This is a genomic window from Limobrevibacterium gyesilva, from assembly GCF_025989185.1.
GTDB classification, from domain to species: domain Bacteria; phylum Pseudomonadota; class Alphaproteobacteria; order Acetobacterales; family Acetobacteraceae; genus Limobrevibacterium; species Limobrevibacterium gyesilva.
On the sequence record NZ_JAPDNT010000037.1, the window covers coordinates 1 to 25,107 of the forward strand.

A 25,107-nucleotide genomic window follows, 5' to 3' on the forward strand; every position below is an offset into this window, starting at 1 on the left:
CGCAGCGGCGGCGCCAAGCGAGCCCGCCGGCGGGCTTTGCGCCGGTGCGGCGCCGGGCGCCGGGCGCGCGGCGCCGGCGGGGCGGCCGGTGCCGTTGTCGATCTTGAAGTTCAGGTCCTCGATCTGCTTGCCAAGGTCCTCGCCCTGGCGCTGGCGGGCGTTGTCGGCCTCGTCCACCCGGCCGCGCAGTTGGCGCACCTCGTCCTCCAGCCGCGTCACCCGGTCCAGCAGCGCGGCGGTCATCTCACCGCCGCCGCCCGGCGCCGGCGTGCTGCTGCGCGACGATCCGAGGGCCGAGCTGCCGCCGCCGCGCCCGATCTGATCGCGCAGCGACTGCACATCGCGGCGCAGCTCCAGGATCTGGTTCTGCAGCGCGATCCCCTCGCGGCTCTCGACCTGCGCCTGGGCGGGCAGCGCGCCCAGGACGGGCAGCAGGGCCAGAATGCCGGCCAGCACAAATCTCATGCGGAACTCCTCCGGTCACGCCAACGCGTTCTGCCGGACTACTTAGGCGAACAGTCGAAAAAGAGAAACCGGCAGCCTCGCGGCCGCCGGTTTCATTTTCGTCACGCCGTGCCGGCCTTGCGGCCGGCGGGCCGGCCGGATACCCGGCCGGTCCTCATGACCTCACGCTGTATCAGCGGACCGAGGTGATGGCGTTGCGGTTCTGCGCCCAGGCCTGCTCGTTCGAACCGAGCGCGACCGGACGGTCCTTGCCATAGCTGATCGTGGTGATGCGGCCGCTGGAAACGCCCTTGGCCACCAGGTAGTCGCGGGCGGCGTTGGCGCGGCGCTGGCCGAGCGCGAGGTTGTACTCTTCGGTGCCACGCTCGTCAGCGTTGCCGGCAACCTGCACGTTGTTCTGCGCCCACTTGGCGAGCCACGCGGCCTGGCGGTCCAGAGTGGCCTTGCCGTCCGGCTTCAGGGCCGACTTGTCGAAGTCGTAGAACACGCGGTCGCCAACGTTCGCGACCAGGTCTTCCTGGCTGCCCGGGACCGGACCGGCCGTCACGGGAGCGGACGGGGTGGGGGTTGGCGTCTCGGTATTGGAGCACGCCGCCAGCAGCGCCACTGCGGCGAAAGCGCCAAGAATCTTGATGTTCATAACTGTTGCGTCCCTGGTAGTGGTGAGCAGCGGTGTTGTGCCCCTGCGGGCGGTTCAGGCGTAGCCATCAGCAAGATCAAGATAAGGTTTAGCCCAGGCAAAGCAGCGAAGGCGGCTCCAGCGAAGCGATTGCCCCGGAGGACGCGCTGTCCGCATAACACGGACAGCGCTTAACCCGTTGAAATGAGGTGGTCAAGAACTCGTGTTACCCGGATGCCACATATCTTCCATGTTCACGCAAATTCGCTCCGAAATGACACGTCCAGGCGCACGTCTTACTGCAGCAACGGGGACCATGCAGGGTCGGAGGCGTCGGTCGGCGTGCTGACCGCCCGCTCGTTGAAGCCGGTGATGTCGATGGAGACGAGTCGGGCCGAGAAGCCGTTGCCGCGGTTGTCGCGCGCCGGCGTCTCGCGCCAGAACATGATCACGCGCCCGTTCGGCGCGAAGGTCGGCCCTTCGCAATAGAAGCTCTCCGACAGGATGCGCTCGCCCGACCCGTCCGGGCGCATCACCCCGATGGCGAACGTCTCCCCGATCCGGGTGAAGGCGATCAGGTCGCCGCGCGGCGACCACACCGGCGTCGCGTAGCGGCCGCGGCCATAGCTGATGCGCTTCACGCCGCTGCCGTCGGCATTCATCACATACAGTTGCTGATCGCCGCCGCGGTCGGAGTTGAAGGCTATCTGGGTGCCGTCCGGGCTGAAGCAGGGAGAGACGTCGATCGCCCCGGAATCCGTCAGCCGCCGCGCGCCGCCGCCGTTCAGCCCGACCAGCATGATGTCGGAACCGCCGCTGTTGGTCTGCGCCATGATCACGCTGTTGCCGTCCGGGCTGAACCGCGGTGACAGCGTCATGCCGGGAAAATTGCCCAGCATCTGCTGCCGGCCGGTGCCGAGGTCGAACAGGTAGACGCGCGGCTTGTCGTTCACGTAGCTCATGAACGCGATCTGGTCGCGGGTGGGATGGAAGCGCGGCGTCAGCGCCAGGAACCCGCCATCGGTCAGGAAGCGGTTGTTCTCGCCGTCCTGGTCCATGATGGCCAGTCGCTTCACGCGCCGGTCGCGTGGGCCGGAGCCGGCGATATAGACGACGCGGGTGTCGAAATACCCCTTCTCGCCCAGCAGCCGCTCATAGATCACATCGCTGATGATGTGGGCGATGCGCCGCCAGTTCGACTGCGTGGTGGTGTAGGCGGTGCCCTGGATCTGCTGCTGCGGCAGCACGTCCCACAGGCGGAACTCCACGCGCACCTTGTCGCCGCCCTGGCTTTCGACCTTGCCGGTCACCAGCGCCTGGGCCCCGATCGCCTTCCAGTTCTGGAAGTTCGGCACGTCGCCGGCATTGGCCGCGCCGCCGATGAAGGCGGCCGGGTCGATCGGGCGGAACAGGCCCGACCGCACGAGATTATTGGTGATGACACCGGAGATGTCGCGGCCCAGCCGGTCGGCGTCGCCGCCCGAGCCGACCAGGTTGGGGATGGCCACCGGAATCGGGTCGGTGCGGGCGCGGTTCACGTCGATGACGGCGCTGTTCGGCGCGGCCGGCGCCTGCGCGTGCGCGGCGCCCGGAATGATGGCCGGAGCCGCCAGGATGCCCGCCGTTCCTGCCACCAACCCACGCCGGCCGATCAATCGCTGGGTCGAGGGGGGCTTGATGAAATTGCTCATGGTCTCGCCGGCTTCATTGGTCATGGATACACCTGTCAGCTTCAGGGGATAGTCTACTCGAGGCCGATATACGCAAGCCCCGTCTGCACAAACCCAATCTACACTATGGGCTGAAGCGGAACGTGAGCCTGTTCGGCGTGCCCAGTTTCACGAGCTTGTCCGTGGGCACCATGTTGTTGCCGCAGCGCGGATTGAGCACCGCGCGCACCGCGCGTTCGGCAAAGGCCCGCAGCCGCGGGTCGCCGGCCACACGGCCCTTGTCCTGGTCGGCCACCTCGGCGATGCGCGCGGTGCCGCCGTCATCCACTGTCACCGTCAGCATCACCTGCATCTTGTCGGCATCGAGCGCGCCGGCATCGCGGGTCCAGCATTCGCGCACCCGCTCGCCGATGGCGCCACGCTGGGCGGCGCTGAGCGTCGCCGTGATGTCGCCGCGCGGATTGCCGCCCGTCTGCGGCGCGCCGCCCTGCACCGGATTGGCGCGCGCCGTCGGCGGCTGGGTCTGCCGCTGCATTGCGCGCAGCTTCTCCATCGTGTTCTCCAGCTCCTTGCTGTCCGGCGCCGGGTTCTTGGTCACGTTCGGCTGGCTGGTCGAGCTCGGTGGCGCCGGCGGCGGCGGCAGCGGCAGCGGTGGCGTGGGCGGCGGCGGTTGCGGCGGCGCCGGTGGTGCCGGGGGCGGCGGAGGCGGCGGCGGAATCGGCGTCGGCGGCGCTTCCGCCGGCGGCGGGGGCGGCGGCTGCTGGGTCGGCGGCGGCGGCTCCTCCGTGGGGGTCGGCGGTGGCGGCGGTGGCGGCGGCGGCGGGGGTGGCGGTGGGGGTGGCGGCTCGTTCGGCGTGTTCTTCGGCGGCTCGACGGCCGGCGGCGCGTTCACCGCCTCGGCCGTCTGCTGCGCGGCCGGGGTCGGGTTGGCCTGATCGGCCTTGGTCACGTTGTCCGGCTGCTGGCCCGTATCCATGGCCAGTTCCACGTCCATCGGCGGCTGCTCGTCCTGCGGACGAATGATGGTGATGCCGGCCAGCAACACCACCACCAGCACGACATGCACCGCCAGCGATATCGCCGCGCCGCGCTTGAGCTCCGGACTCATGTCCTGCCTTCAGCCATGCCGTGCGGCCGCACCCCAGCTCAGCTACGGCCCGCGGGCCGCGGGGCAGGACGCGCCGGCGGCGCCGGCTGGCCCGGCGCGGCGGCGGGCACGGACGGCGTCGTGGCCTGGGTCGTGGCGCCGCTGGGATCGGTCATCAGCGCCACCTTGGTGAAGCCGCCCTGGATGATGGTGGACATCACCTCCAGCATCCGCCCGTACGAATTGCCCTTGTCGCCGCGCACGAAGATGCGCCGGTCCTTCTGGTCCTTGGCGATCGCCTGCAGCCTAGCCACCAGCTCGGGCAGCTGCGTCGGCTCGTCCTGCAGGAACACGTTGCCTTGCGCGTCCACCTGCACCTTCAGCGGCTCGCTGTCCTGGCTGATCGGCGTCGCGGCCACCTTCGGCAGGTCGATGTTGACGGCGCTGCTCATCAACGGCGCCGTGACCATGAAGATGATCAGCAGCACCAGCATGACGTCGACCAGCGGCGTCACATTGATTTCGGCCAGCGGCCGGTAGCGGCCGCCCTTCCCGCGCCCGCCTTGCAGCGACGCGGCCATTCAGGCGCGCTCCTCGCTCTGGCGCGAGAGGATGGCGCCGAACTCGGTGCTGAACCCCTCCAGCCGCGCGGCGAAACGGGCGAGGTCGGTGCTGATCTTGTTGTAGGCGAGCACTGCGGGAATCGCGGCCACCAGGCCGATCGCGGTGGCGAACAGCGCTTCCGCGATGCCCGGCGCCACCACGGCGAGGTTGGTGTTGTGCATGGCCGCGATGGCCGAGAAGCTGTGCATGATGCCCCACACCGTCCCGAACAGGCCGATGAACGGTGCGGTGGAGCCAACCGACGCCAGGAACACCATCCAGCGCTCCATCCGGTCCATCTCGCGCTGGATCGTCACGGTCATCGAGCGCTCCACCCGGTCGCGCATGCCGCTGCGCGCCACGTCGGCCCCGGCGGCGCGGGCGCTGCGGCGCCATTCCGCCATGGCCGCGCCGAACACGGCAGCCATCGGGTGCTCGGGCTTCTCGCCCTCTTCCTCGTACAGCTCATCGAGGCTGCCGCCGGACCAGAACCGGTCCTCGAACGCATCCGCGCTGCGGTTCGCGCGCCGCAACGAGGTCACCTTCTCGAACACGATCGCCCATACCCACACGCTCGCCGCGATCAGCATGAACATGACGAGCTTCACGACGATATCGGCCTGCATGAACAGGCCCCACAGCGACAGGTCGCCCGCCGCCGCGCCGAGATTCACTGCATCGACCGCACGGTCCACTGCTCTATCCCCTCACCCGAGGTCCGACCTTCCGGTCCGACCGTGGCGTCATTGTGCCCCGACGGGGGCAACTTCGCGTCCGTCCTCCGGCGCGCCTGCGTCACGCAGCCGCACCAGTGCATCCCGCCAGCGTGCCGGCACCCGCGCCGGACGCTGGTCCGACAGGCGCACGCAGGCAAGCTGGATCTCCAGCGACACCAGATCGCGCCCCGCCTCGCCGATCCGCACGAATCGCTGGCGCAGATCGGTCGATGCCGCCCGGATCGCCAGCGGCTGTGTGATCACGACGAGCGAATCGTCAAGCCGCGCGGGCCCGAGATAATCCACTTTGACGCGCCGCACCATGAACATAAGGCCATACTGCGATGTCATTTCCGCGTGCGGAACGCCGAGATCGCGCAGCGCCTCGGTGCGGGCACGTTCGGCGAAGCGGAGGTAATTGGCGTGATAGACGACACCGCCGGCATCCGTATCCTCATAGTAGACTCGGACAGGATAATGGTGACTGCCGTCGTGGACCGAGGCCGTGGGATGAAAAATCATTCATCCTCCGCCAGCAGATCGAGTTGCGGCTGCGTCCCCGCCGGCGGCGCCAGGCCGAGATGCCGCCAGCCGCGCTCGCCCAGCATGCGCCCGCGGCTGGTGCGCAGGATCAGGCCCTCCTGGATCAGGTACGGCTCGATCACCTCCTCGAGCGTGTCGCGCGCCTCGGCCAGCGCCGCCGACAGCGTCTCCACCCCGACCGGACCGCCGGCATGGTGCTCGGCCATGCGACGGAGATAGCGGCGGTCCATGGCGTCCAACCCCAGCCGGTCCACCTCCAGCCGCGTCAGCGCCGCGTCGGCGACCACGCGATCCACCGGGCCGGCGCCCTGCACATGGGCGAAATCGCGCACGCGACGCAGCAGCCGGCCGGCGATGCGCGGCGTTCCGCGCGAACGGCGGGCGATTTCCGACGCGCCCTCGGTGGTCAGGTTGAAGCCGAGCTTCTGCGCGCCGCGCGCGACGATCAGCTCCAGCTCCGCCGCCGTGTAGAAGACCAGGCGCAGCGGAATGCCGAAACGATCTCGCAACGGAGTCGCCAGCAGCCCGGCGCGCGTGGTCGCCCCGACCAGCGTGAACGGCGCAAGGTCGATGCGCACGCTGCGTGCCGCCGGCCCCTCGCCGATGATGAGGTCGAGCTGGAAATCCTCCATCGCGGGATACAGCACTTCCTCGATCGCCGGCTGTAGCCGATGGATCTCGTCGATGAACAGCACATCGCGCGGCTGCAGGTTGGTCAGGATCGCCGCGAGGTCGCCGGCGCGCTGGATCACCGGGCCGGACGTGGCGCGGAACCCCACGCCCAATTCGCGCGCCACGATCTGCGCCAGCGTGGTCTTGCCCAGTCCGGGCGGGCCATGAAGAAGCACATGATCAAGCGCTTCGCCGCGGGCGCGCGCCGCCTGGATGAAGATCGCCAGGTTCTCGCGACTGGCCTTCTGGCCGATGAACTCCGCCAGGCTCTGCGGCCGCAGGCTGGCCTCGGCGGCATCCTCCTCGGCGCGGGCCGGAGAGACGGTGCGGTCGTCGCTCAACGGGCCAGCTCCTTCAGGCTGTCGCGGATCACGGCATCCAGCGCCGCCTCATCGCCCAGCCGTTCCAGCACCCGGCCCACCGCAGACTGCGCCTCCGGACGGCGGTATCCGAGATTCACCAGTGCGGACAGCGCATCCGCCTCCACCCCGCCCACCGGCGCCGGCAGCACCGGCGAGAACCCCACGCCAGCCGGCATCGCACCGGCCTTTTCGCGCAGTTCCGTCAGCAGCCGCACCGCCAGTTTCGCGCCCACCCCCGGCGCCCGAGTCAGGCTGCCGCGATCGCCGGCCTGGATGGCGGCGATCAGGTCGCGCGGCGACAGCGCCGACAGGATGTTCAGCGCGACCTTCGCGCCGACCCCCTGCACGGTTGTCAGCAGGCGGAACCACTCGCGCTCGGCCGACTCGGAAAATCCATAAAGAACAATGGCATCCTCGCGTACCTGCGTCTCGATCAGCAGCGACGCCGATGCCCCCGCCGGCAGCGCGGACAAGGTGCGGGTCGAGGCGTACACCAGGTAGCCGACGCCGTTCACGTCCACCACGCAGCGATCCGCCTCCAGCGCCTCGATGCGTCCCGTCAGCTTCGCGATCATGCCATGCGCGTCCCGGCCGCCCAGCGGTTGCGGCTGGCGCGGTGATGCGCGTGGCAGATCGCCACCGCCAGCGCGTCCGCGGCGTCGGCGCGCTTGATCGTGGCCCCCGGCAGCAGGCGCCGCACCATCATCTGCACCTGCTCCTTCGCCGCCGCACCCGTGCCGACCACCGCCTGCTTCACCGCCATGGCGCCATACTCGGACACCGGAATGCCCAGCAGCGCCGGCGCTAGCAGCGCCACGCCGCGGGCATAGCCGAGCTTCAGCGTCGCCGTGCCGTTGCGGTTCACATAGGTCTCCTCGACCGCCGCCTCGTCCGGCCGCAACTCGGTCATCATCGCCGCCAGCGCGTCGTGCAAGGCCTTCAGCCGCTGCGGCACGCTGGCCTCCCCGTCGGTTGCGATCACGCCGTCGGCGATATGGCGCAGCCGGTTGCCGTCGGCCTCCAGCAGCCCCCAGCCGGTGAAGCGCAAGCCCGGATCGATGCCCAGCAGACGAACCAATACCGCTCCTTACGCCGACATCTTCTGCAGCACGGAGTCGGGGATGTCGAAATTGGCGTAGACGCTCTGGACGTCGTCATTGTCCTCCAGCACGTCCAGCAGCTTCATCAGCGCCCCCGCCTTCTCCTCGTCCAGCGTCACCGTCGTGGTTGGCCGCCAGTCCAGCTTCGCTGATTCGGGCACGCCGAACCGGCTCTCCAGCGCGTCGCGGACGGCGAAGAAACTGTCCACCGACGTCGTCACCTCGTGCCCGTCCGGCCCGCTCTCGACATTGTCCGCCCCGGCCTCGATCGCCGCCTCCAGCATCCCGTCCTCGCTCGCCGCCGACGCGGGATAGCGCACCACGCCGAGCCGGGAGAACAGAAAAGAAACAGAGTTGGTCTCCCCCAGCGCCCCGCCATGCTTGGAGAATGCCGACCGCACGTCCGACGCCGTCCGGTTCCGGTTGTCCGTCAGCGCCTCCACGATCACCGCAACCCCGGCGGGGCCGTAGCCCTCGTAGCGCACCTCGGCGTAGTCCTCGCCGCCGGCCGCCCCGGTCGCCTTCTTGATCGCGCGCTCGATCGTGTCACGCGGCATGTTCGCCTCACGCGCCGCCGCCACCGCCGCCCGCAGCCGCGGATTCGCCGCCGGGTCAGGCAGGCCGCTGCGCGCCGATACCGTGATCTCGCGAATGATCTTGGCAAACATCCGGGCACGCTTCGCATCCTGCGCGCCCTTCCGATGCATGATGTTCTTGAACTGCGAATGGCCCGCCATGGCCGCTCCTCGGTGTGAAAACTGTGACGTGTCGGGGGTGGGGCGGAGAAGAAGGAAGGCGGGGGCTCTGCCCCTCGACCCCGCTAAGGGCGGAGCCCTTAGAACCCGCTACTTTGGAGTGGTGTTGAGGAGAGGGGGCCTACGGAGCGGTTTGCAACCGCACGGTCGGCCCCCTCTCCTCAACACCACTCAAGTCCTGGGATCCAAGGGGCATCTGCCCCTTGGCGGGTCCAGGGCAGAGCCCTGGCCTTCCTTCCTTCTCGCACCAACTCCCGACATGCCGCGGTTTCTACACCGATGGCATGGTCTGCGACAGGCGGCCGCCCAGGCGCAGGGGTTCGACGCGGGTGGCGAGGCCGGTGGCGTCGTCGGTTTCGACGAACAGGCCGCAGATGGTGGTTTCGCCTTCGGCGGGTTGCAGGCGTTCGCCGGGCATCTTGCGCCAGAAGCGGCTGGCGGCACCTTCCTTGGACATGCCGATCACGCTGTCATAGTCGCCGCACATGCCGGCGTCGGACTGGAACGCGGTGCCGCCCGGTAGGATCTGATGGTCGGCGGAGGGGCAATGCGTATGGGTGCCCACCACCAGGCTCACCTGACCATCGAAGCTGTGGGCGAACGCCATCTTTTCGCTGGTGGCCTCGGCATGGAAGTCCACCACGATGGCGGAGACGGTGCTGCCCAGCTTGTACCTGGAAAGCTCGATGGCGGTGAGCCGGAACGGGCAGTCCAGCGGGTCCATGAACAGCCGCCCCATGGCGTTCATCACCAGCGCCTTACGCCCGTCGGCGAGCTCGATAAGGGCGCTGCCGGTGCCGGGGGTCCCCGGCGGAAAGTTCAGCGGGCGGATCAGCCGCGGGCTGTCGGCGATGAAGGGAATGATCTCCTTGCGGTCCCAGGCATGGTTGCCCAGCGTGATCACGTCCGCCCCCGCCGTCAGCAGCTCGCGCGCCATCTCGGGCGCCAGGCCGAAACCGTGCGAGGCATTCTCGGCGTTCACGATTGCGAGATCGATACGCAGTGAAACACGTAGCTGTGGCAGGCTTTCGGCAACGGTCTCTCGGCCGGATCGTCCGACCACGTCGCCCAGGAACAAGATGCGCATTAATCCGGATTCATGCTTATGGGAGGCCGGGCGCGTATCTGCGCGGCCTCAGGGTACTAAGGGAAATCCCACATTGCCCTGCGGGGCCGCCGCCGACAAGCGGGCAGCATGACACGGCTTGCCGTCTCGCCGGAGGACGTGATGGCGCAGGAGCGCGCGGCGCTGCTGGGCGAATATCTGTATCCGAACGGCGTGATGGGCGGCGTGCAGGTGCCGCCGTACTGCGCCATTCCCGACTGGCATGTGCTGAGAACGACGCCGACGCCGTTGCGGCAGCGTCACCCCATCCAGCTCATCGAACTGCCCGGTAGCCGGCCCGGCCATGCCGTGGTGCAGCTCTGCCCGAGCCTCGACTATGCGTTCCTGTGGGCGCATGTCGACAACGACAACTACCGCAGCGACTATGTCCGCTTCCTGGGCGCGCATCACAACCTCACGCTGACGTCGCTGCCGCGGACGTACCATGTCGATCACCTGTTCAACCGCGCCCGCGCCCGCAGCATGGCGCTGCCCTGGGTGCGCATGGTGTTGCTGCCCAGCTTCATCAACGTATCGCATGGCGGCGGCTACGAAGGATCGCGCACGCGCGGCGGCATCGGCAGGCCGGGCCGGCCGCGCGGCATCGACGAAATCGTCCTGCTGAAGCTCTGCGGCGTCTCCTCGCCGCGCCAGGGGATGCCGCTCACGCCGCAGATGCGCGTCCATCTCGCGCGCATGGCCGCGCTGTTCCATCTGCCCGCGGCGGAACTGGAACGCAACATCGCCGAATTGATGCAGGTGGCGCGCTTTCGGCCGCAGGGTTGAACTGCGTTTTATTGAGCTGGGCCTTACGGCCGGCAGGTGATCACGCCGCGCTCGGTGGCCACGGCGTGCAGCCGTGCGTCGTGATCCGTGGCAGGCACCTCGTCGACTTCCTGGGCGGCGAAGGCGCAGCCGATGGCCCGCGCCCGCGGCAGGCCCGCCAAAGTGCGATCGTAGAAGCCGCCGCCATAGCCGAGGCGTCGCCCGGCCCGGTCGAAGGCCAGCAGGGGCACGAACAGCACATCCGGCGTGCGGGGCTCGCCGGTGGGCCGGAACGTGCCGAAACGCTCCTGCACCATCTCCATGCCGGGATGCCACAGGCGGAAGATCAGCGGATTGCCGCGCCTGGGCGTTTCCGGCAGCACCACGGCGTGACCGCGCGCGTGCAGCGCCTCCAGCAGCGGGCGGATGTCGATCTCGCCGTCCATCGGCCAGAAGCCGGATACCACCGCGCCGGGTGGCGGCGGGCACGCGGCCAGCACGTGCTCGGCCAGCGGCGCCCCCCAGGCGGGGTCGCAGCCGGCGCGGGCGGCGAGGGCTCGTTCCCTCGCCGCCTGCTTCAGCGTGCCGATCGCGGAAATAGGTGGAGCCGCCATGGCCGTTGGCGTCTCATCCTCCCAAGGCCTGCGTGAGCAGGTGGGCGCCGGGTACCGTGACCAGGATCACGACAGAGCCAGCTCCCGGGAGTTGCTTATTGGCCCTGGGGATGAATTACCTGACGCACCGGGCAGCTCCGTTCCCATACTTAGGGATGCTCGAGGTCGGCTGCAATCTGTTCCGCGCGCGCGGCCAGCCGGCTGATCTTGCGCGTGACGTCCGCCTCGCCCTTGGCAGGCTTCGCGGCCGGGCGGGTGGCGGTGTTGCGCAGGCCCTCGACCTCGATGCGCATGTCGTGCAGCTCGTCGGCCATCAGCAACGCGGCCAGCACCAGCAGCCGCGCCTCGCCGGAGCTGCTGCCGAGCGCCTTGATGCTCTCGATGCGGTTCTCGACCTGGGCCGCCATGGCCATCAGATGCGCTTCCTGCCCGTCCTCGCAGCCGACGGTGTAGGTGTAGCCGTTGATCTTGACGGTGACCTGGGCCAACTCGGCCTCCTTTCTGCGCGCCGGGCCTGGGCGCCCGTGGTCTGAATACCCGGACTCGGGCGTCCCGGACTCGGACGTATAATGCTGACCGGGACAGGCCACTGATAATGGTTTGGCAGCCTGATTCAACCAGCACGTGTTGCAGCCGCCATTATCAAGCGATTAGGTATCCGTCGTGCCGAGCGCCGAGCGCAACTGGGCGATCAGCGTGTCCAGCCGTGCCGCGATTTCGGCGGTCGTGTCGGCCGACTCGTGGCCGGCAGCCTGTTCTTGCCGGCGATGAGCCAGTTGCGCGATCCGCTCCAGGGCCTGTTCCAGCCGTGCGGCGGCGTCTTCCGGGTCGTCATTCGGTGCCAAGCAACCCTCCGCCGTTCCCGTGGAACTTGAGTTTCAACCCGTCAGAGACTTGAACGTCAAGCATGTTCTCACCACCCGCCATCATCGTCCACGGCCTGGACCACGCCCGCACGGCGCTGCGGCCCGGCTTGCCGGTCACGTTGCTGTCCGCGCCGGGGGCGGCGCTGTATGCGGGATGCGGCTGGTGGCGGGCGCTTGTGGCGGCCGCCCGCATGGAGTTTCCGGGCACGCAAGGCACCGACCTGCTGGATTGCGGCGATGCGCCCGGGCGCGCCATGGCGGCACTGCGCATCGGCCAGCGCGGCCTGATCCTCGATCCCGCCTGCCCCGCCTTCCCTGCCGTTGCCGCGGCCGCCGGCACGCTGGGTGCCACCGTGCTGCCACATCGTCCCGCTTCACTGGACCTCGCTCAGCCCGGCGCCGCGCGGCTCCTATCCGTATGGCTCCGGGGTGACAACAATGTACGGCTGGGCTAGGAGCCCGGCATCACCGGCAGCTTCGTGCTGCGCAGACGACCGGCCACAGAGGAAGCACTCATGCGGATCACCCAGCGCGTCAAAAAGATTCTCGACTGGTACGAGAGCGACAATCCCGGCACGAAGGCGAATCTCGCCCGCATCCTCATGGAAGGAAAGCTCGGCGGCACCGGCAAGCTGGTCATCCTGCCGGTGGACCAGGGCTTCGAGCACGGGCCGGCCCGCAGCTTCGCGCCCAACCCCGCGGCCTATGACCCGCATTACCACTTCCAGCTGGCGATCGAGGCCGGGCTGTCCGCCTATGCCGCGCCGCTGGGCATGATCGAATCGGGTGCGGACACCTTCGCCGGCGCGATCCCCACGATCCTGAAGCTGAACTCCTCGAACAGCCTCGCCGGGGCCAAGGACCAGGCCGTGACCGGCAGCGTGAACGACGCCCTGCGCCTGGGCTGCGCGGCCATCGGCTTCACCATCTACCCGGGCAGCGAATACGCCTTCGAGCAGATGGAGGAGTTCCGCGAACTGGCCGACGAGGCGAAGTCCGCCGGCCTGGCCGTGGTGCTGTGGAGCTATCCGCGCGGCCCCGACCTGGACAAGGCCGGCGAGACGGCGATCGACATCTGCGCCTATGCCGCGCACATGGCCGCCCTGCTCGGCGCCCACATCATCAAGGTGAAGCCGCCGACCGCGCATCTGAGCCTGCCGGCGGCGAAGAAGGTCTACGAGGCGCAGCAGATCGACATCTCCACCCTGGCCAAGCGGGTCGAGCACGTGATGCAGGCGACGTTCTCCGGCAAGCGCATCGTGGTGTTCTCGGGCGGCGAGGCGAAGGACCTGGAGGGCCTGTTCGAGGAGGTCCGCGGCCTGCGCGACGGCGGCGCCTGCGGCAGCATCATCGGCCGCAACACCTTCCAGCGCCCGAAGGCCGAGGCGCTGGCCATGCTCGGCAAGATCATCGAGATCTACCAGGGCCGGGCCTGACGCGCATGGCGGGCGGCGCCCAGGAAGCCGGATCGTGCCGGCTGTATCTGATCACGCCGCCCGCCATCGAGCTGGCCGGATTCCGTGACACGCTGGCGTCCGCGCTCGACGCCGGCGATGTCGCGGCCGTGCAGTTGCGGCTGAAGGATGCGCCCGACGACGCACTGCGGCGCGCCATCGATGCACTGCGCCCGGTGGCGCAATCGCGCGGCGTGGCCTTCCTGATGAACGACCGCCCGGATCTGGCGGTGGCGCATGGCTGCGACGGCGCCCATGTCGGCCAGACCGACACTTCGGCGGCGGCGGCGCGCAAGATCCTGGGCGACCTCACTCTGGGCGTGACCTGCCACGACAGCCGCGACCTTGCCATGGCCGCCGGCGAGGACGGGGCGGATTACGTGGCCTTCGGCGCCTTCTTCCCGACCACGACCAAGGATGCCTCGACCCGCGCCGATCCGGAGATCCTGCGCTGGTGGTCCGAACTGATGGAACTCCCTTGCGTGGCGATCGGCGGCATCACATCTGCCAATTGCGCCCCGCTGGTTCACGCGGGCGCGGATTTCCTCGCCGTTGTCGGCGCCGTGTGGAACCACCCGGACGGCGCAGCGGCCGGGGTGCGTGCGATGAACGCGGCGATCGTCGCCGCGGCCGACGGCAGGGCGAGCGCACAATAAATCGCGCAGTCGCGTGGCCAGAGCGCGCAAACTGTTGAACTAATAACGCCGTTAGCAGCAACGATTTCATACCAACATGGTATGAAAAGTGTTCCGATGTCACATTGTCGGGATGTATCGGAAATTTAATACTCGTTTCGCCATGGAGCGGGAGACCGTTTCTTGATATCTCTTTGCCGACTATCGGCTCGAAGGGACAAGAGAATGACGACTGATATTTCGGAACTGTCCGCTCGATTGATGGCCCTTGAAACTGTTGTCGGCCATATGGTCACCCGCCATGCCATCCGCACCGACGACCCGCAGCGATGGCTGAGCACCCGAAAGCGTCTCGCTTTGCAGGCCATCAGCAATGTCCAGGCGGGCGCCCCCGGCACGGGGCAGCAGTCGCAGCTCATGGAAGCGCTGCGCGATGCCATCGCCGAATTCTTCGATAACGCCGAGCAAGCCGTCTGTTCCGCGGAACCACAGGACCAGCATGCGGCAGAGGCGCACAGGCGCAGCATCGCCGGGCACTGACGGCCGTGCACAGGCGGAGGCGCCGGTGGGGCGCCCCGCCTGCTGCCTCAGCCCGCGCGACCGTCCGCGGCTGCGGGGATCGCGCCGAAACCGTCAGCCGCAGGCATTGCCGCGCAGGCTGAAGGACCGCACCGTGCCGTCCGCGATCTCGAACGTGGTTTCGCAGACCAGCTCGACCACTTCGGCCGGGAATCCGCCATAATAGCCGAAGCGGCCCCAGGGCCCCCACGGCCCCCACATCGGCGGTGGCGGCAGCAGTTCCACCCGGCGGTCGACATAGGCGAGGAAGCGCCTCCCGCTGGTGTCGAAGCTGCGCGTGGGCACGCCAAGTTCGCGCACCAGATCCGCCTCGGGCCTGCCGATGAACTGGCTGAGGAACGCCTGGCGCTGCGCCAGCATGTTGGCGCAGCCGGCCAGCAGCGACGACGCGACAATCAGGGCGGCCAGCAGCAGGCGCATGAATCCTCCGAACCGGTGCGAGTATAGACGTCCGTGACGCGACAGGCGTTCCTCACGGGGACGGCAGCCAGAGCACCTGGTCGATGCGATCCGCGCCGCCGGCGATCATCGCCAGCCGGTCGAAGCCCAGCGCGATGCCGGCGCTCGCGGGCATGCCATGCTCCAGGGCGGCGAGGAAATCCTCGTCGAGCGGCCAGCCTTCGTCGCCATACAGGGTGCGGCGCCGGGCCCGGTCTTCCAGGAAGCGGGCGCGCTGCTCGGCCGGGTCGGTGAGTTCCACGAAGGCGTTTGCCAGCTCCATGCCGCACAGGAACAGCTCGAAGCGCTCGGCCACACGAGGGTCGGCCGGGTCGCGGCGGGCCAGCGCTGCCTGGGCGGCGGGCCAATGCGTCAGGAAGGTCGGGCGCTCGCGGCCGATGGCCGGTTCGACCCGCTCCAGCAGCAGGCGGAAGAACAGGTCCTCCCAGCCCTCGCCGTCGCGCAGCCGGGCCCCCGCCTGCGCGGCCAAAGCCGGCGCGTCGCCGGCGGTGCCCAGCAGGTCGGCACCGGCATGGCGGTCGAACGCCTCGGCCACCGTCAGGATCTCGATCGTGTCGATGTCGGCGGCAATGCCCCGGCACGTGACGCGCGGCGGCAGCACGGCGCGCAGCAGGGCATGCGTCTCGGCAATCAGGTCGGCCATGGAAGCGCCGGGGCGGTACCATTCCAGCATGGTGAACTCCGGCGCGTGCAGGGCGCTGCCCTCGCCGTTGCGCCAGACCCGGGCGAGCTGGAAGATCGGCCCGGCGCCGCCCGCCAGCAGGCGTTTCATGGCGAATTCCGGGCTGGTATGCAACCAGAGCGGCCGGCGCTCGCCGGTTGGCGTCACGCGCTCGGTGCGGAAGGCCGCCAGGTGCACCTCTTCGCCCGGAGCCGGCACGGCATAGGGCGTTTCCACCTCGGTATAGCCGCGTGCAGCGAAGAAGGCGCGGGTGCCGGCGGTGAGGCGCGCCCGGCGCCGCAGGAAGGGCAGCCGTGCAGCCAGGCTTTCGGGGTGCCAGGGAGGTTGCGACATGATGCCGGGCAGACTACACGGCCCGCCATGCCGGATGGCACCCCCTCCCCCAGTCTCCTGCGCGACGCGGATGCCCTCATTGCCGCGGGCCTGATCGCGCCAGACGCCCGCGACGCCATCGCCGCGGTCGAGGCGCGCTATGCCGTGGCGATCACGCCGGCGATGCGGGCCTTGATCGATGACCCCGCGGGCCCTGTCGGTCGGCAATTCGTCCCCGACCCCGCCGAGTTGGTGACCGCGCCGCACGAGATGGCCGATCCGATCGGCGACGACGCATTGTCGCCGGTGAAAGGCATCGTCCATCGCTACCCCGACCGCGCGCTGCTGAAGCCGCTGCTGGTCTGCCCGGTCTATTGCCGGTTCTGCTTCCGCCGCGAGCATGTCGGCCCGGATGGCGGCCTGCTCACCGAGGCGGAGCTGGCGGCCGCCTATGACTGGATCCGCGCGCGCCCGCAGATCCGCGAGATCATCCTCACCGGCGGCGACCCGCTGATGCTGTCGCCGCGCCGTCTTTCTTCCATTATCAACACGCTGTCCGCCATTCCGCATCTGGAGATCCTGCGCATCCACAGCCGCGTGCCGGTGGCCGACCCCGCCCGCCTGACGCCAGCGCTGGCGGAGTCGCTCGCCACCGACAAGGCCATGTGGCTGGTGCTGCACGCGAACCACGCCAGCGAGCTCACCCCGGCCGCGCGCGCCGCGATCCGCCTGGTGCAGGCCCAGGCCGTGCCGGTGCTCGGCCAGTCCGTGCTGCTGCGCGGCGTCAACGACAGCGAGGCGGCGCTGGAGGCGCTGTTCCGCGCCATGCTGGCGGCGCGGGTGAAGCCGTACTACCTGCACCAGCTCGACCCCGCCCCCGGCACCGCGCGTTTCCATGTGCCGATCGCCGAGGGCCGCCGGCTGCTGGCCGGGCTGCGCGGCCGCGTCACCGGGCTGGCTTGGCCGACCTACGTCCTCGATATCGCCGGCGGGCACGGCAAGGTGCCGCTGGGCCCGGACTACCTTGAGCCCGACGGCCACGTGCGCGACCCCTGGGGCGTGCGCCATCGTCTGGCCCCGAACCTTGCCCCCGAAACGGCTTCGGTCTAGAAGCCGCGCTCCCTAGATTATCCTCTTTGAAAATTCCCGAGAGAGCCCGATGAAGCAGCAGGCGAACCTGATTCGTGCCGGCCAGGTAATCGAGCACGATGGCCGTCGCTGGACCGTGCTGAAGCAGCAGATCATTACGCCCGGCAAGGGCGGCGCGTTCATCCAGGTCGAGATGCGCGACCTCAAGACCGGCAACAAGACCAACGAGCGCTGGCGCACCGCCGACACGGTCGAGCGGCTGATGACCGACAACAAGGAGGCCATCTACTCCTACACCGATGGCGAGAACCTGGTGCTGATGGATCCCGAGACGTTCGAGCAGACCATGGTGCCCGTCGGTATCCTGGGCGACCAGGCGCCGTTCCTGCAGGACAACATGAAGGTCGAGGTCGACCTCGTTGAAGGTGAAGTGGTCGGCGTGCATCTGCCCGCGACGGTGGTGCTGCAGATCGTCGAGGCCGATCCCGTGGTGAAGGGCCAGACCGCCGCCAGCAGCTACAAGCCGGCGGTGCTGTCCAACGGCGTGAAGACCTCCGTGCCCCCGTTCATCGAAAGCGGCGAGAAGATCGTGGTGCGGACCGAGGACGCCTCCTACGTGGAGCGCTTCAAGGGCTGAGTTCGATGGCCCAGCGCCTTTCCGCCCATATGACGGTGATGCAGAACGCGGCGCAGCGCGCCGCGAAGCGGCTGTTGCGCGACTTCAACGAAGTGGAGCAGCTGCAGGTCAGCGTCAAAGGCCCCGGCGACTTCGTCAGCCAGGCCGACATGCGCGCCGAGCACAGCCTGCGCGAGGACCTCAACAAGGCCCGGCCGGGCTACGCCTTCCTCATGGAGGAATCGGGCGCCTCCGGCTCGGAGAACTGGACCTGGCGCTGGGTGGTGGACCCGCTGGACGGCACCACCAACTTCCTGCACGGCATTCCCCACTGGGCGATCAGCATCGGGCTGGAGAAGCGCCAGACCGACGGCACCGTGGAGATCATGGCGGGCGTCGTCTACGCCCCCGCGGTGGACGAGATGTTCTGGGCCGAGAAGGGCGCGGGCGCCTACCTGAACGAGCGGCGGCTGCGCGTGTCGGCCCGGCGCGACCTGCGCGAGGCGGTGTTCGCCACCGGCATCCCGTTCGCCGCCGTCGAGCCGCGCAACCGGCTCGCCTTCGCGCGCACGCTGGGCACCCTCATGCCCCAGGTCGCCGGCATCCGCCGCTTCGGCGCCGCCGCGCTGGACCTCGCCTGGGTGGCCGCGGGCCGCTACGACGGCTTCTGGGAGCTGGGCCTGAAGCCTTGGGACATGGCCGCGGGCCTGCTGATCGTGCGCGAGGCCGGCGGCTACGTGACCGACCCCGCCGGCGGTGACGCCCGCGAGGGCGGCAATGTGGTGGCAGCGAACCCGCACATGCATCCGCAGCTGCGCGAAGCCGTGGCCGACGGCGTGGCGGCGGCCGGCGCGCGTCACACCTGAACGTTCCCGCGGACCGGCCGGGGCGTGATATTCTGCTTCCGTGGCGTCCGATTCCCGCCGGGCTTGATTGAGCGCGGCGCGACCCTCTACTAGGGTGCGTTCGCGCATGCAAAATTCTTATCCCCTTCTCGCCGGTCTGCTGCTGGTGATCGCCTGCGGCCCCGCGGCCGCGCAGGTGACGGTCAACCCGAAGGCGCTCGACCAGCTGACGCCGCCGGGCACTGCCGCCGACCAGGCGGACGAGGCCAGGCGCCCGGCCACCAGGCCCGCCCCCCGGCCCACCACGACGCGGCCGGCGACGCCGGCCAAGCCGCCGGCCGCACAGACACAGGCGCCGCAGCCTCCCTCCCCGCCGATGCCCGTGGTGCCGCCGGCGCCGCCGCCGCTGCCGGTGATCCCGCCGCCGGTCGCCGTCCCCGTGCGCCCCACGCTCGCCCCCGTGCCGGCCGCGGTCGCGGATGACGCGCCGGGCGTCGCATCGCCGATCCCGGACGGCATCCGGGTGACCTTCGGCACCGCTCGCTCGGACCTCAACCCGGCCACCGTCGGCGCCATCCGCGGAATCGCCCACTGGGCTGCCACCAACAGCACCCCCCCGGACGTCGCGACGTTCACGGTCACCAGCTTCGCCGCTGGCGTGCCGGAAGATGCGTCGGCCGCGCGGCGCCTGTCGCTGGCGCGGGGGCTGGCCGTGCGCAGCCTGCTGATCGGCGAGGGCGTCGCGTCCATGCGCATCTACGTGAAGGCGCTGGGCTCCGGCACGCCTGCCGTCGCCGACGGGCCGCCCGACCGTGTCGACCTCACCGTCGACGGCGTCGCGGCGAAGGCAAAGGCCACGCCCGCATCCGGCTCCGCACCGCCGCCCACCCCGCAGGCAAGGCCCGCCCCATGACGCGACCGACACATTACCTGTTCCGCATGCTGGCGTTCCTGGCCGCGGTGATCGTGGTCGTGGCGCTGCTGTCGGATGCGCTGCTGGCCGCCTTCGCCGCCAACCCGGTGCTGAACAGCCTGATCGTGCTGGTGGAACTGCTGGGCATCGCCTGGAACATCCGCCAGGTGACGCGCCTGACGCCGGAAGTGACCTGGCTGGAGACGTTCCAGAAGGCCCGCAACCGCCTCGCCGCCCTGCCCGCGCCGAAACTGCTCGCGCCGATGGCCAGCATGCTCGCCTCGCGTGGCGGCAAGGGCCGCGAGGGCCAGGAGCGCTTCACCATCTCCGCCCCGGCCATGCGCTCGCTGCTCGACAGCATCGCCAGCCGCCTCGACGAGAGCCGCGAGCTGTCGCGCTACATGGTCGGATTGCTGATCTTCCTCGGCCTGCTCGGCACGTTCTGGGGCCTGCTGCTGACCGTGCACTCGGTCGGCGACGTGATCACCGGCATGTCGGTGGGCTCTGGCGACATCAACGCGCTGTTCGAGCAGTTGAAGTCCGGCCTCGCGCAGCCGCTGAAGGGCATGGGCACGGCGTTCTCGTGCTCCATGCTCGGCCTCGCCGGCGCCCTGGTGCTGGGCTTCCTCGACCTGACCGCGGGCCAGGCGCAGAACCGCTTCTTCAACGAGCTGGAAGAGTGGCTGGCCGGCCTCACCCGCCTGTCCTCGGGCGTGCTCGGCGGCGAGGGCGAAGGCGGCTCCGTGCCCGTCTACGTGCAGGCCCTGCTGGAGCAGACCGCCGAGAACATGGAAACCCTGCAGCGCACGCTGATGCGCGGCGAGGACGACCGGCGCGGCAACAACGAGGCCATGCTGGCCCTGACCGAGCGGCTGGCGACGCTCACCGACACGATGCGCACCAGCCAGCACCTGATGCTGCGCATCGCCGAGAGCCATCAGGCCCTGACCCCCGCTTTGCAGCGCCTGGGCGAGGTGCGCGACGGCGACGACGTGGCCCGCGCCCATCTGCGCAACATCGAGATCTACATGCAGCGCCTGCTGACGGAGAACGAGCAGGGCCGCGCCCAGACCACGGCGGAGCTGCGCAACGAGATCAAGGTGCTGACCCGAACCATCGCCGCACTCGCCGAAGAACAGCCAAGGTAGCACGCCATGGCGCTGCGCCGTCGCGGAACCAACGGAGAGAGCCTGAACGCCTGGCCCGGCTACGTGGACGCGCTGTCCACGCTGCTGATGGTCATCATCTTCGTGCTGCTGGTGTTCGTGCTGGCGCAAGCCTTCCTGTCGGTGGCCCTGTCCGGCCGCGACCGCGCGCTCGATCGGCTGAACCGGCAGATGGCGGAGATGTCGGACATGCTGTCGCTGGAACGCGGCCGCGCCTCCGAGCTGCGCCTGTCGATCGCGCAGCTGAACCGCGAGTTGCAGACCGCGACCACGGCGCGCGACACGCTGAGCCAGCAGCTTGCGGCCTTGCGCGCCGAGCAGACCCGCCTGGCCGCCGACCGCGACGCCCTGAAGACGGACCGCGATCGGCTGGCGGCGCGGCTGGCCGATTCCGATCTGCAGGTGCAATCGGCGCAGTCCCGGGCCGAGCAGCTGCAGGCACAACTCGCCGATGCCGCCAAACGCACCGACGCGGTGGGCCAGGACGCCGCGAGCACGGCCGCCCAGTTGACCGACACGCGCCGGCAGCTCACCGCAGCGCAGTCCCGGCTGGAAGAGATGCAGCGCCAGGCCGCGGAGCTGGACCGCACGGTGCAGGCCGACCGCGCCACCATCGAGGCCCGGCTGTCGGACCTCGCGAAGATGGCCGAGCAGATGCGCGCCCTGACCGCCTTGCGCGACGAGCTGGAGCAGCAGGTGCGCGACGCCGCCGCGCGGGCCATGACCGACGAGCAGAAGCGCGCCGCCGTCGCCGCGCAGCTGGCCGAGGAGCAGAAGCTGGGCGAGAGCGCCCGCGCCCAGATCGCGCTGCTGAACCGCCAGGTGGAGGAAATGCGCGCCCAGCTCGCCAGCGTGGCCGCGGCGCTGGAGGCATCGGAGAAGTCCGGCAAGGACAAGGATACGCAGATCGCCAACCTGGGCTCGCGCCTGAATGCGGCGCTGGCGCAGAAGGTGGAGGAGTTGCAGCGCTACCGCAGCGACTTCTTCGGCAAGCTGCGCGCCGTGCTGGCCAACCGCCCGGGCATCCAGGTGGTGGGCGACCGCTTCGTGTTCCAGAGCGAGGTGCTGTTCCCCGTGGGCAGCGCCGACCTGACGGTGGCCGGCTGGGAGCAGGTGAAGGCGCTGGCGGCGACGCTGCTCGACGTCTCGAAGGAGATCCCGTCCGACGTGAACTGGATCCTGCGCGTGGACGGCCACGCCGACCACCAGCCGGTGCAGAGCGCCCGCTTCCCGTCGAACTGGGAGCTGTCGGCCAGCCGCGCGATCACGGTGGTGAAGCTGCTGATCGCCGAAGGCGTGCCGGCCAGCCGCCTCGCCGCCACCGGCTTCGGCGACAACCAGCCACTGGACAACGGCGATACCCCGGAAGCCTACGCGAAAAACCGGCGCATCGAGATCCGGCTGACGGATCGCTGAAGGGCGGCCAGCAACGCGCGCGCGGCTTTGCCGCGTTCAGTGCAGCGCCGTTCCTATTCGGCTGCCTGCCGCCCACGCTCCCAGATTTCCCGAACCGCCTCGGTTCCGCCCAGCGCTTGCATGCGTTGCGCGTATCTGGCTTCGACTTCCGTCTCGGCCGCGGTGATCCCCGGCAGCGAACGCAGCATGCGCAACTCCGCATGAACGCGGGCCAGCAGGTCGGGCGGCGGCGGCGCGAAATTCTCGTCCGTGGCGCAGGCGTTGTTGTGCGGCTTGAAGAACAGGCCGATCTCGTGGCTTCCGATCTGATCGTAATGACTTGCCGGCGCCTGACGGCCGTCGCCGCGGCGCCGCTTGATAAGGAACTCCTCGAACGACTTGCACCAGTAGTGATTCAGCTGTCCGCCGACATAGGCGCTGTTCGCGTATTTCCACATCGCCTTTTTGTCGTCGCCCAGGCTTTCGGCAATGACGTTCATGGCGGGATCGACGAAGAAGCCGCCTTCTGCGGCCTCCGGATAATGCACCTCACGCATCGAGAACAGGTCGGGCATCCGAACCATGCTCTTGAACAGCCCATGCGGCATGGCGTGCCGGAAACGCTCCAGCAGCAGGCCCGTCGTCCGCGATACGTCGAAATTCGAGACATACCAGCGCCACGTGTAGCAGATGGCCGATGGGCGGCGCTCAGGGAACCTGGCGCCAACCGCGTCCACGACATTGCCGATCCGTCCTGCGAAAGCATCGGAAATCACAAGGAATTCGTCGGAGTCGCAGTAGAGGGCCCATTCGTAATCGCGCAGTTCGGGCAGGCAGAACACGGAATGGTCGTAGGCCTTGCGCTGCGGCTTCACGCCGCCGCCGACGCTGTTCTCGATAAGGGTTACGATGCCCTGCGCGCTCAGCGTCCGCAGCAGTTCTTCGGATCCGTCGCTGTTGTTGTTGGTATAGACGAACAATCCCTCGAAACCAAGCGCACGGTAGTGGGCCACCCACTCCAGGATGGTGATCCCCTCGTCGCGCATGGTCACCACCACGGCCGCCTTCCGGGTCGGGCGGATCCGCGACAACGCCAGATGCGTGAACAAGGCCACCGCGCTCCAGGCGTGCTTGCCGGTCAGATGGGCGGCAACCGGGCTGACCATCTGTCGCCGCGTCGCGCCCGGACGAAGGGTGCACGTCTTCCAGTCAACCATCTCCCGCAACTGCACGAGGATCTCGACATAGTCGGCATCCGTCGGAAGATTGCCGGCAGTCGCCGGCAACGGGACGTCCTCATGCAGAAGGTAGTCGGCGAACCGGGGCACCAGTTCCCAGCCCGGTGCGCCACGGATCGTCGCGGCAAGGCAGGCGGCAGCCTCGGCCAATCCACCTGGGGTGGCGCGGCTTTTCGCCAGTAAGCCCTCGGCCATGCCCGGGGAATACCGTGTCTCACGCGGGAAGCGTTCGCAGTACAGGTGCCAGCGGGCAAGCGCCTCAGGCCAGTCGCGGCGCAATGTTGCGAGGCGTGACCAGAGATACAGCAACTGCGGATGTCGCTCGATGCGCTGCGCGGCCGCCTGCAGCACCGCTTCCGCCTCATCGAGACGTTCGAGTTCCAGCAGGGCCTGCACGACCCCGGTTTCTCCGTCGGCATCGGCGGGGAACCGCTCGCAGAAAGACTGCCAGCGTCGCAGCGCGACCGCCGTATCGCCCCTGCTCGTTGCCGAGTCCGCATGGGCGAGCCCGAGCTCACGCGAGCCAGGGAATTTCGCGACCGCCGCGTTCAGGAACGTATCGGCGGCGCCAAAGCGCCTCCGCCTCTTTCACATATCCGGCGGGCATAACACGGCGATGCGCCTACCCTCTCGCCTTCCCGCCGGGCTGGACAGCGAATTGCCGCACGCTGTACGTTGCGGCAGCATCAAGAGGCAATGCGCGTATGCCGACCCCCTATGACTCGCAACCCCCGCGATCCTTCTGGCGCACGGGTGTCGCAAATCTTAGCCCGCTGGAATTTCGCGACTTATATCGCAAGAAATTCACGATATCGGAGAATGACCTTATCGGATCGGCAGGAAGCTGCTTCGCCCAGCATATCGGCAACAGGCTGAAACGAAGTGGCTTCAGATACCTCGACGTCGAGCCGCCGCCGGCATTATTGCCAGCCGCGGAGCACGGCCGCTATGGCTACGGCATCTACTCCGGCCGCTTCGGAAACATCTACACCGCCCGGCAGATGCGCCAATTGTTCGAGCGTGCCTTTGCCGAGTTCGAGCCGGTTGACCACATCTGGATGCGGGGCGACCGATTTCATGATGCCTTCCGGCCCACGATCGAACCAGACGGATTCGGCTCCATCGAAGAATTGCTGGCAATGCGCCAAGGCCATCTGGCCAGCGTGCGAACGATGTTCGAGAAAGCGGACGTATTCGTCTTCACGTTCGGCCTGACAGAGGCCTGGATGTCGCGCCGCGATGGCGCTGTCTATCCGCTGTGCCCCGGAACAGCCGCCGGAACTTTTTCGGACACGGAGTACCAGTTCGTCAATTTCGGGTTTTCCGAAATCATCGCCGATATGAGCATGCTCATTCAGCGCTGGCGTGCCATAAACCCCGGCATTCGCTTCCTGTTCACCGTCTCACCTGTGCCGCTGACCGCAACCGCCACCAGCAGCCATGTCATGGTCGCCACGACCTATTCCAAATCCGTCCTGCGCGCTGTGGCCGGCGAACTCGCCCAGGACGAACTGATCGATTACTTCCCGTCCTACGAACTGATTGCCTCGCCGACCCAGCGCGGGTTTTTCTTCGCCCCGAACATGCGTGCGGTTGTCGCGGGCGGCGTGGAATACGTTATGCGGCATTTCTTCGACCAGCACACGCCGCCAGCATCCTCCGGTGCCCGGGCCCCAGCCACCACCGGCGGGCCGGCACAAGCGACCGCACCACCGATGCACGAGGACGACGTGATCTGCGACGAAATGCTGCTCGACACCCACAACGCGGCTTGAAGTCAAA

The 25,107-nt window shown here is 68.8% G+C and carries 29 protein-coding genes, 1 other RNA gene and 1 pseudogene; 12 read left to right on the top strand and 19 right to left on the bottom strand.

Annotation, left to right across the window (positions count from 1 at the left end; all coding sequences use genetic code 11):
• The 12 genes and pseudogenes from OL599_RS22865 to OL599_RS22920 form a co-directional block, all read right to left on the bottom strand.
• Nucleotides 1-465, bottom strand: a pseudogene (locus tag OL599_RS22865) (hypothetical protein); the annotation flags it as partial.
• 172 nt (nt 466-637) lie between these two features.
• Nucleotides 638-1,105, bottom strand: a complete 468-nt coding sequence (gene pal / locus OL599_RS22870) for a peptidoglycan-associated lipoprotein Pal (protein WP_264716357.1) — start codon at nt 1,103-1,105, stop codon at nt 638-640.
• 275 nt (nt 1,106-1,380) lie between these two features.
• Nucleotides 1,381-2,799 carry a Tol-Pal system beta propeller repeat protein TolB gene (tolB, locus tag OL599_RS22875; protein WP_264716358.1) on the bottom strand — a complete coding sequence of 473 codons (1,419 nt, stop codon included), beginning with the start codon at nt 2,797-2,799 and terminating at the stop codon, nt 1,381-1,383.
• Between the two features lie 79 nt (nt 2,800-2,878).
• The gene (locus tag OL599_RS22880) at nt 2,879-3,862 is read right to left on the bottom strand and encodes a hypothetical protein (protein WP_264716359.1); all 984 of its coding nucleotides are present in this window, start codon (nt 3,860-3,862) and stop codon (nt 2,879-2,881) included.
• Between the two features lie 38 nt (nt 3,863-3,900).
• Complete coding sequence (gene tolR, locus OL599_RS22885) at nt 3,901-4,422, bottom strand: protein TolR (RefSeq protein WP_264716360.1); 522 nt, start codon at nt 4,420-4,422, stop codon at nt 3,901-3,903.
• Complete coding sequence (gene tolQ / locus OL599_RS22890) at nt 4,423-5,139, bottom strand: protein TolQ (RefSeq protein WP_264716361.1); 717 nt, start codon at nt 5,137-5,139, stop codon at nt 4,423-4,425.
• A gap of 48 nt (nt 5,140-5,187) precedes the next feature.
• Nucleotides 5,188-5,682, bottom strand: coding sequence for a tol-pal system-associated acyl-CoA thioesterase (ybgC, locus tag OL599_RS22895; protein ID WP_264716362.1), 495 nt, complete (start codon nt 5,680-5,682; stop codon nt 5,188-5,190).
• Nucleotides 5,679-6,716 (bottom strand): Holliday junction branch migration DNA helicase RuvB, encoded by a 1,038-nt coding sequence (gene ruvB, locus OL599_RS22900; RefSeq protein ID WP_264716363.1) that lies wholly within the window; start codon nt 6,714-6,716, stop codon nt 5,679-5,681. Before ruvB ends, ybgC begins: the two co-directional genes overlap by 4 nt.
• The gene (gene ruvA / locus OL599_RS22905) at nt 6,713-7,312 is read right to left on the bottom strand and encodes a Holliday junction branch migration protein RuvA (RefSeq protein WP_264716364.1); all 600 of its coding nucleotides are present in this window, start codon (nt 7,310-7,312) and stop codon (nt 6,713-6,715) included. The genes ruvB and ruvA overlap by 4 nt, the downstream gene beginning before the upstream one ends.
• On the bottom strand, nt 7,309-7,815 hold the full coding sequence (gene ruvC / locus OL599_RS22910) for a crossover junction endodeoxyribonuclease RuvC (RefSeq protein ID WP_264716365.1): 507 nt from the start codon (nt 7,813-7,815) through the stop codon (nt 7,309-7,311). Before ruvC ends, ruvA begins: the two co-directional genes overlap by 4 nt.
• Before the next feature lie 9 nt (nt 7,816-7,824).
• Complete coding sequence (locus OL599_RS22915) at nt 7,825-8,574, bottom strand: YebC/PmpR family DNA-binding transcriptional regulator (RefSeq protein WP_264716366.1); 750 nt, start codon at nt 8,572-8,574, stop codon at nt 7,825-7,827.
• Nucleotides 8,575-8,863: 289 nt separating this feature from the next.
• Nucleotides 8,864-9,679: a TIGR00282 family metallophosphoesterase gene (locus OL599_RS22920; protein ID WP_264716367.1), complete on the bottom strand. Its 816-nt coding sequence runs from the start codon at nt 9,677-9,679 to the stop codon at nt 8,864-8,866.
• Between the two features lie 108 nt (nt 9,680-9,787).
• On the opposite strand from OL599_RS22920, the gene OL599_RS22925 reads away from it, so the two are divergent.
• Nucleotides 9,788-10,483 (top strand): hypothetical protein, encoded by a 696-nt coding sequence (locus OL599_RS22925; RefSeq protein WP_264716368.1) that lies wholly within the window; start codon nt 9,788-9,790, stop codon nt 10,481-10,483.
• A gap of 23 nt (nt 10,484-10,506) precedes the next feature.
• Here OL599_RS22925 and OL599_RS22930 read toward each other — a convergent pair whose 3' ends face one another.
• The 4 genes from OL599_RS22930 to OL599_RS22945 all read right to left on the bottom strand — a co-directional run bounded on the left by OL599_RS22930 (nt 10,507) and on the right by OL599_RS22945 (nt 11,921).
• Nucleotides 10,507-11,076, bottom strand: coding sequence for a 5-formyltetrahydrofolate cyclo-ligase (locus OL599_RS22930; RefSeq protein WP_264716369.1), 570 nt, complete (start codon nt 11,074-11,076; stop codon nt 10,507-10,509).
• Nucleotides 11,063-11,217: non-coding RNA, 6S RNA (gene ssrS / locus OL599_RS22935), on the bottom strand. Before ssrS ends, OL599_RS22930 begins: the two co-directional genes overlap by 14 nt.
• An 8-nt stretch (nt 11,218-11,225) precedes the next feature.
• On the bottom strand, nt 11,226-11,564 hold the full coding sequence (locus OL599_RS22940) for a cell division protein ZapA (protein WP_264716370.1): 339 nt from the start codon (nt 11,562-11,564) through the stop codon (nt 11,226-11,228).
• Between the two features lie 162 nt (nt 11,565-11,726).
• Nucleotides 11,727-11,921, bottom strand: coding sequence for a hypothetical protein (locus OL599_RS22945; RefSeq protein WP_264716371.1), 195 nt, complete (start codon nt 11,919-11,921; stop codon nt 11,727-11,729).
• A 62-nt stretch (nt 11,922-11,983) separates the two neighbouring features.
• On the opposite strand from OL599_RS22945, the gene OL599_RS22950 reads away from it, so the two are divergent.
• The 4 genes from OL599_RS22950 (at nt 11,984) to OL599_RS22965 (ending at nt 14,571) form a co-directional block, all read left to right on the top strand.
• Nucleotides 11,984-12,397: a hypothetical protein gene (locus OL599_RS22950; RefSeq protein ID WP_264716372.1), complete on the top strand. Its 414-nt coding sequence runs from the start codon at nt 11,984-11,986 to the stop codon at nt 12,395-12,397.
• A 60-nt stretch (nt 12,398-12,457) separates the two neighbouring features.
• Nucleotides 12,458-13,378: a class I fructose-bisphosphate aldolase gene (locus OL599_RS22955; protein ID WP_264716373.1), complete on the top strand. Its 921-nt coding sequence runs from the start codon at nt 12,458-12,460 to the stop codon at nt 13,376-13,378.
• 5 nt (nt 13,379-13,383) lie between these two features.
• Nucleotides 13,384-14,052, top strand: coding sequence for a thiamine phosphate synthase (gene thiE, locus OL599_RS22960; protein ID WP_264716375.1), 669 nt, complete (start codon nt 13,384-13,386; stop codon nt 14,050-14,052).
• 204 nt (nt 14,053-14,256) lie between these two features.
• Nucleotides 14,257-14,571, top strand: a complete 315-nt coding sequence (locus OL599_RS22965; RefSeq protein ID WP_264716377.1) for a hypothetical protein — start codon at nt 14,257-14,259, stop codon at nt 14,569-14,571.
• 93 nt (nt 14,572-14,664) lie between these two features.
• Here the strand turns inward: OL599_RS22965 and OL599_RS22970 are convergent, their stop codons facing one another.
• Together OL599_RS22970 and epmA are read right to left on the bottom strand one after the other, a co-directional pair.
• Entirely contained in the window at nt 14,665-15,030 is a 366-nt protein-coding gene (locus tag OL599_RS22970; RefSeq protein WP_264716378.1) for a hypothetical protein, read from the bottom strand.
• Nucleotides 15,031-15,082: 52 nt separating this feature from the next.
• A complete protein-coding gene (gene epmA / locus OL599_RS22975; RefSeq protein ID WP_264716379.1) occupies nt 15,083-16,084 on the bottom strand; it encodes an EF-P lysine aminoacylase EpmA in 1,002 nt (333 codons plus the stop codon).
• A 27-nt stretch (nt 16,085-16,111) separates the two neighbouring features.
• Here epmA and OL599_RS22980 point away from each other — a divergent pair, with 27 nt between their 5' ends.
• The 6 genes from OL599_RS22980 (at nt 16,112) to OL599_RS23005 (ending at nt 22,108) form a co-directional block, all read left to right on the top strand.
• Entirely contained in the window at nt 16,112-17,173 is a 1,062-nt protein-coding gene (locus OL599_RS22980) for a lysine-2,3-aminomutase-like protein (RefSeq protein WP_264716380.1), read from the top strand.
• A 49-nt stretch (nt 17,174-17,222) separates the two neighbouring features.
• On the top strand, nt 17,223-17,789 hold the full coding sequence (efp, locus tag OL599_RS22985) for an elongation factor P (RefSeq protein WP_264716381.1): 567 nt from the start codon (nt 17,223-17,225) through the stop codon (nt 17,787-17,789).
• A 29-nt stretch (nt 17,790-17,818) separates the two neighbouring features.
• Complete coding sequence (locus OL599_RS22990; protein ID WP_264716404.1) at nt 17,819-18,634, top strand: inositol monophosphatase family protein; 816 nt, start codon at nt 17,819-17,821, stop codon at nt 18,632-18,634.
• Nucleotides 18,635-18,740: 106 nt separating this feature from the next.
• Complete coding sequence (locus OL599_RS22995; protein ID WP_264716382.1) at nt 18,741-19,526, top strand: OmpA family protein; 786 nt, start codon at nt 18,741-18,743, stop codon at nt 19,524-19,526.
• The gene (locus OL599_RS23000) at nt 19,523-20,674 is read left to right on the top strand and encodes a flagellar motor protein MotA (protein WP_264716384.1); all 1,152 of its coding nucleotides are present in this window, start codon (nt 19,523-19,525) and stop codon (nt 20,672-20,674) included. The genes OL599_RS22995 and OL599_RS23000 overlap by 4 nt, the downstream gene beginning before the upstream one ends.
• A gap of 6 nt (nt 20,675-20,680) precedes the next feature.
• A complete protein-coding gene (locus OL599_RS23005) occupies nt 20,681-22,108 on the top strand; it encodes a peptidoglycan -binding protein (protein ID WP_264716385.1) in 1,428 nt (475 codons plus the stop codon).
• Nucleotides 22,109-22,161: 53 nt separating this feature from the next.
• On the opposite strand, the gene OL599_RS23010 is transcribed toward OL599_RS23005, so the two are convergent.
• Nucleotides 22,162-23,721, bottom strand: a complete 1,560-nt coding sequence (locus OL599_RS23010; protein WP_264716386.1) for a glycosyltransferase family 2 protein — start codon at nt 23,719-23,721, stop codon at nt 22,162-22,164.
• A gap of 308 nt (nt 23,722-24,029) precedes the next feature.
• Here OL599_RS23010 and OL599_RS23015 point away from each other — a divergent pair, with 308 nt between their 5' ends.
• On the top strand, nt 24,030-25,100 hold the full coding sequence (locus OL599_RS23015; RefSeq protein WP_264716387.1) for a GSCFA domain-containing protein: 1,071 nt from the start codon (nt 24,030-24,032) through the stop codon (nt 25,098-25,100).
• Nucleotides 25,101-25,107: the final 7 nt, after the last annotated feature.

Coding starts and splice junctions, on each gene's coding strand:
- pal (WP_264716357.1), bottom strand. CDS start 1,105: ATGAACATCAAGATTCTTGGCGCTTTCGCCGCAGTGGCGCTGCTGGCG.
- tolB (WP_264716358.1), bottom strand. CDS start 2,799: ATGACCAATGAAGCCGGCGAGACCATGAGCAATTTCATCAAGCCCCCC.
- OL599_RS22880 (WP_264716359.1), bottom strand. CDS start 3,862: ATGAGTCCGGAGCTCAAGCGCGGCGCGGCGATATCGCTGGCGGTGCAT.
- tolR (WP_264716360.1), bottom strand. CDS start 4,422: ATGGCCGCGTCGCTGCAAGGCGGGCGCGGGAAGGGCGGCCGCTACCGG.
- ybgC (WP_264716362.1), bottom strand. CDS start 5,682: ATGATTTTTCATCCCACGGCCTCGGTCCACGACGGCAGTCACCATTAT.
- ruvA (WP_264716364.1), bottom strand. CDS start 7,312: ATGATCGCGAAGCTGACGGGACGCATCGAGGCGCTGGAGGCGGATCGC.
- OL599_RS22915 (WP_264716366.1), bottom strand. CDS start 8,574: ATGGCGGGCCATTCGCAGTTCAAGAACATCATGCATCGGAAGGGCGCG.
- OL599_RS22920 (WP_264716367.1), bottom strand. CDS start 9,679: ATGCGCATCTTGTTCCTGGGCGACGTGGTCGGACGATCCGGCCGAGAG.
- OL599_RS22925 (WP_264716368.1), top strand. CDS start 9,788: ATGACACGGCTTGCCGTCTCGCCGGAGGACGTGATGGCGCAGGAGCGC.
- OL599_RS22930 (WP_264716369.1), bottom strand. CDS start 11,076: ATGGCGGCTCCACCTATTTCCGCGATCGGCACGCTGAAGCAGGCGGCG.
- OL599_RS22950 (WP_264716372.1), top strand. CDS start 11,984: ATGTTCTCACCACCCGCCATCATCGTCCACGGCCTGGACCACGCCCGC.
- OL599_RS22955 (WP_264716373.1), top strand. CDS start 12,458: ATGCGGATCACCCAGCGCGTCAAAAAGATTCTCGACTGGTACGAGAGC.
- thiE (WP_264716375.1), top strand. CDS start 13,384: ATGGCGGGCGGCGCCCAGGAAGCCGGATCGTGCCGGCTGTATCTGATC.
- OL599_RS22965 (WP_264716377.1), top strand. CDS start 14,257: ATGACGACTGATATTTCGGAACTGTCCGCTCGATTGATGGCCCTTGAA.
- OL599_RS22970 (WP_264716378.1), bottom strand. CDS start 15,030: ATGCGCCTGCTGCTGGCCGCCCTGATTGTCGCGTCGTCGCTGCTGGCC.
- epmA (WP_264716379.1), bottom strand. CDS start 16,084: ATGTCGCAACCTCCCTGGCACCCCGAAAGCCTGGCTGCACGGCTGCCC.
- OL599_RS22980 (WP_264716380.1), top strand. CDS start 16,112: ATGCCGGATGGCACCCCCTCCCCCAGTCTCCTGCGCGACGCGGATGCC.
- efp (WP_264716381.1), top strand. CDS start 17,223: ATGAAGCAGCAGGCGAACCTGATTCGTGCCGGCCAGGTAATCGAGCAC.
- OL599_RS22990 (WP_264716404.1), top strand. CDS start 17,819: ATGACGGTGATGCAGAACGCGGCGCAGCGCGCCGCGAAGCGGCTGTTG.
- OL599_RS22995 (WP_264716382.1), top strand. CDS start 18,741: ATGCAAAATTCTTATCCCCTTCTCGCCGGTCTGCTGCTGGTGATCGCC.
- OL599_RS23000 (WP_264716384.1), top strand. CDS start 19,523: ATGACGCGACCGACACATTACCTGTTCCGCATGCTGGCGTTCCTGGCC.
- OL599_RS23005 (WP_264716385.1), top strand. CDS start 20,681: ATGGCGCTGCGCCGTCGCGGAACCAACGGAGAGAGCCTGAACGCCTGG.
- OL599_RS23015 (WP_264716387.1), top strand. CDS start 24,030: ATGCCGACCCCCTATGACTCGCAACCCCCGCGATCCTTCTGGCGCACG.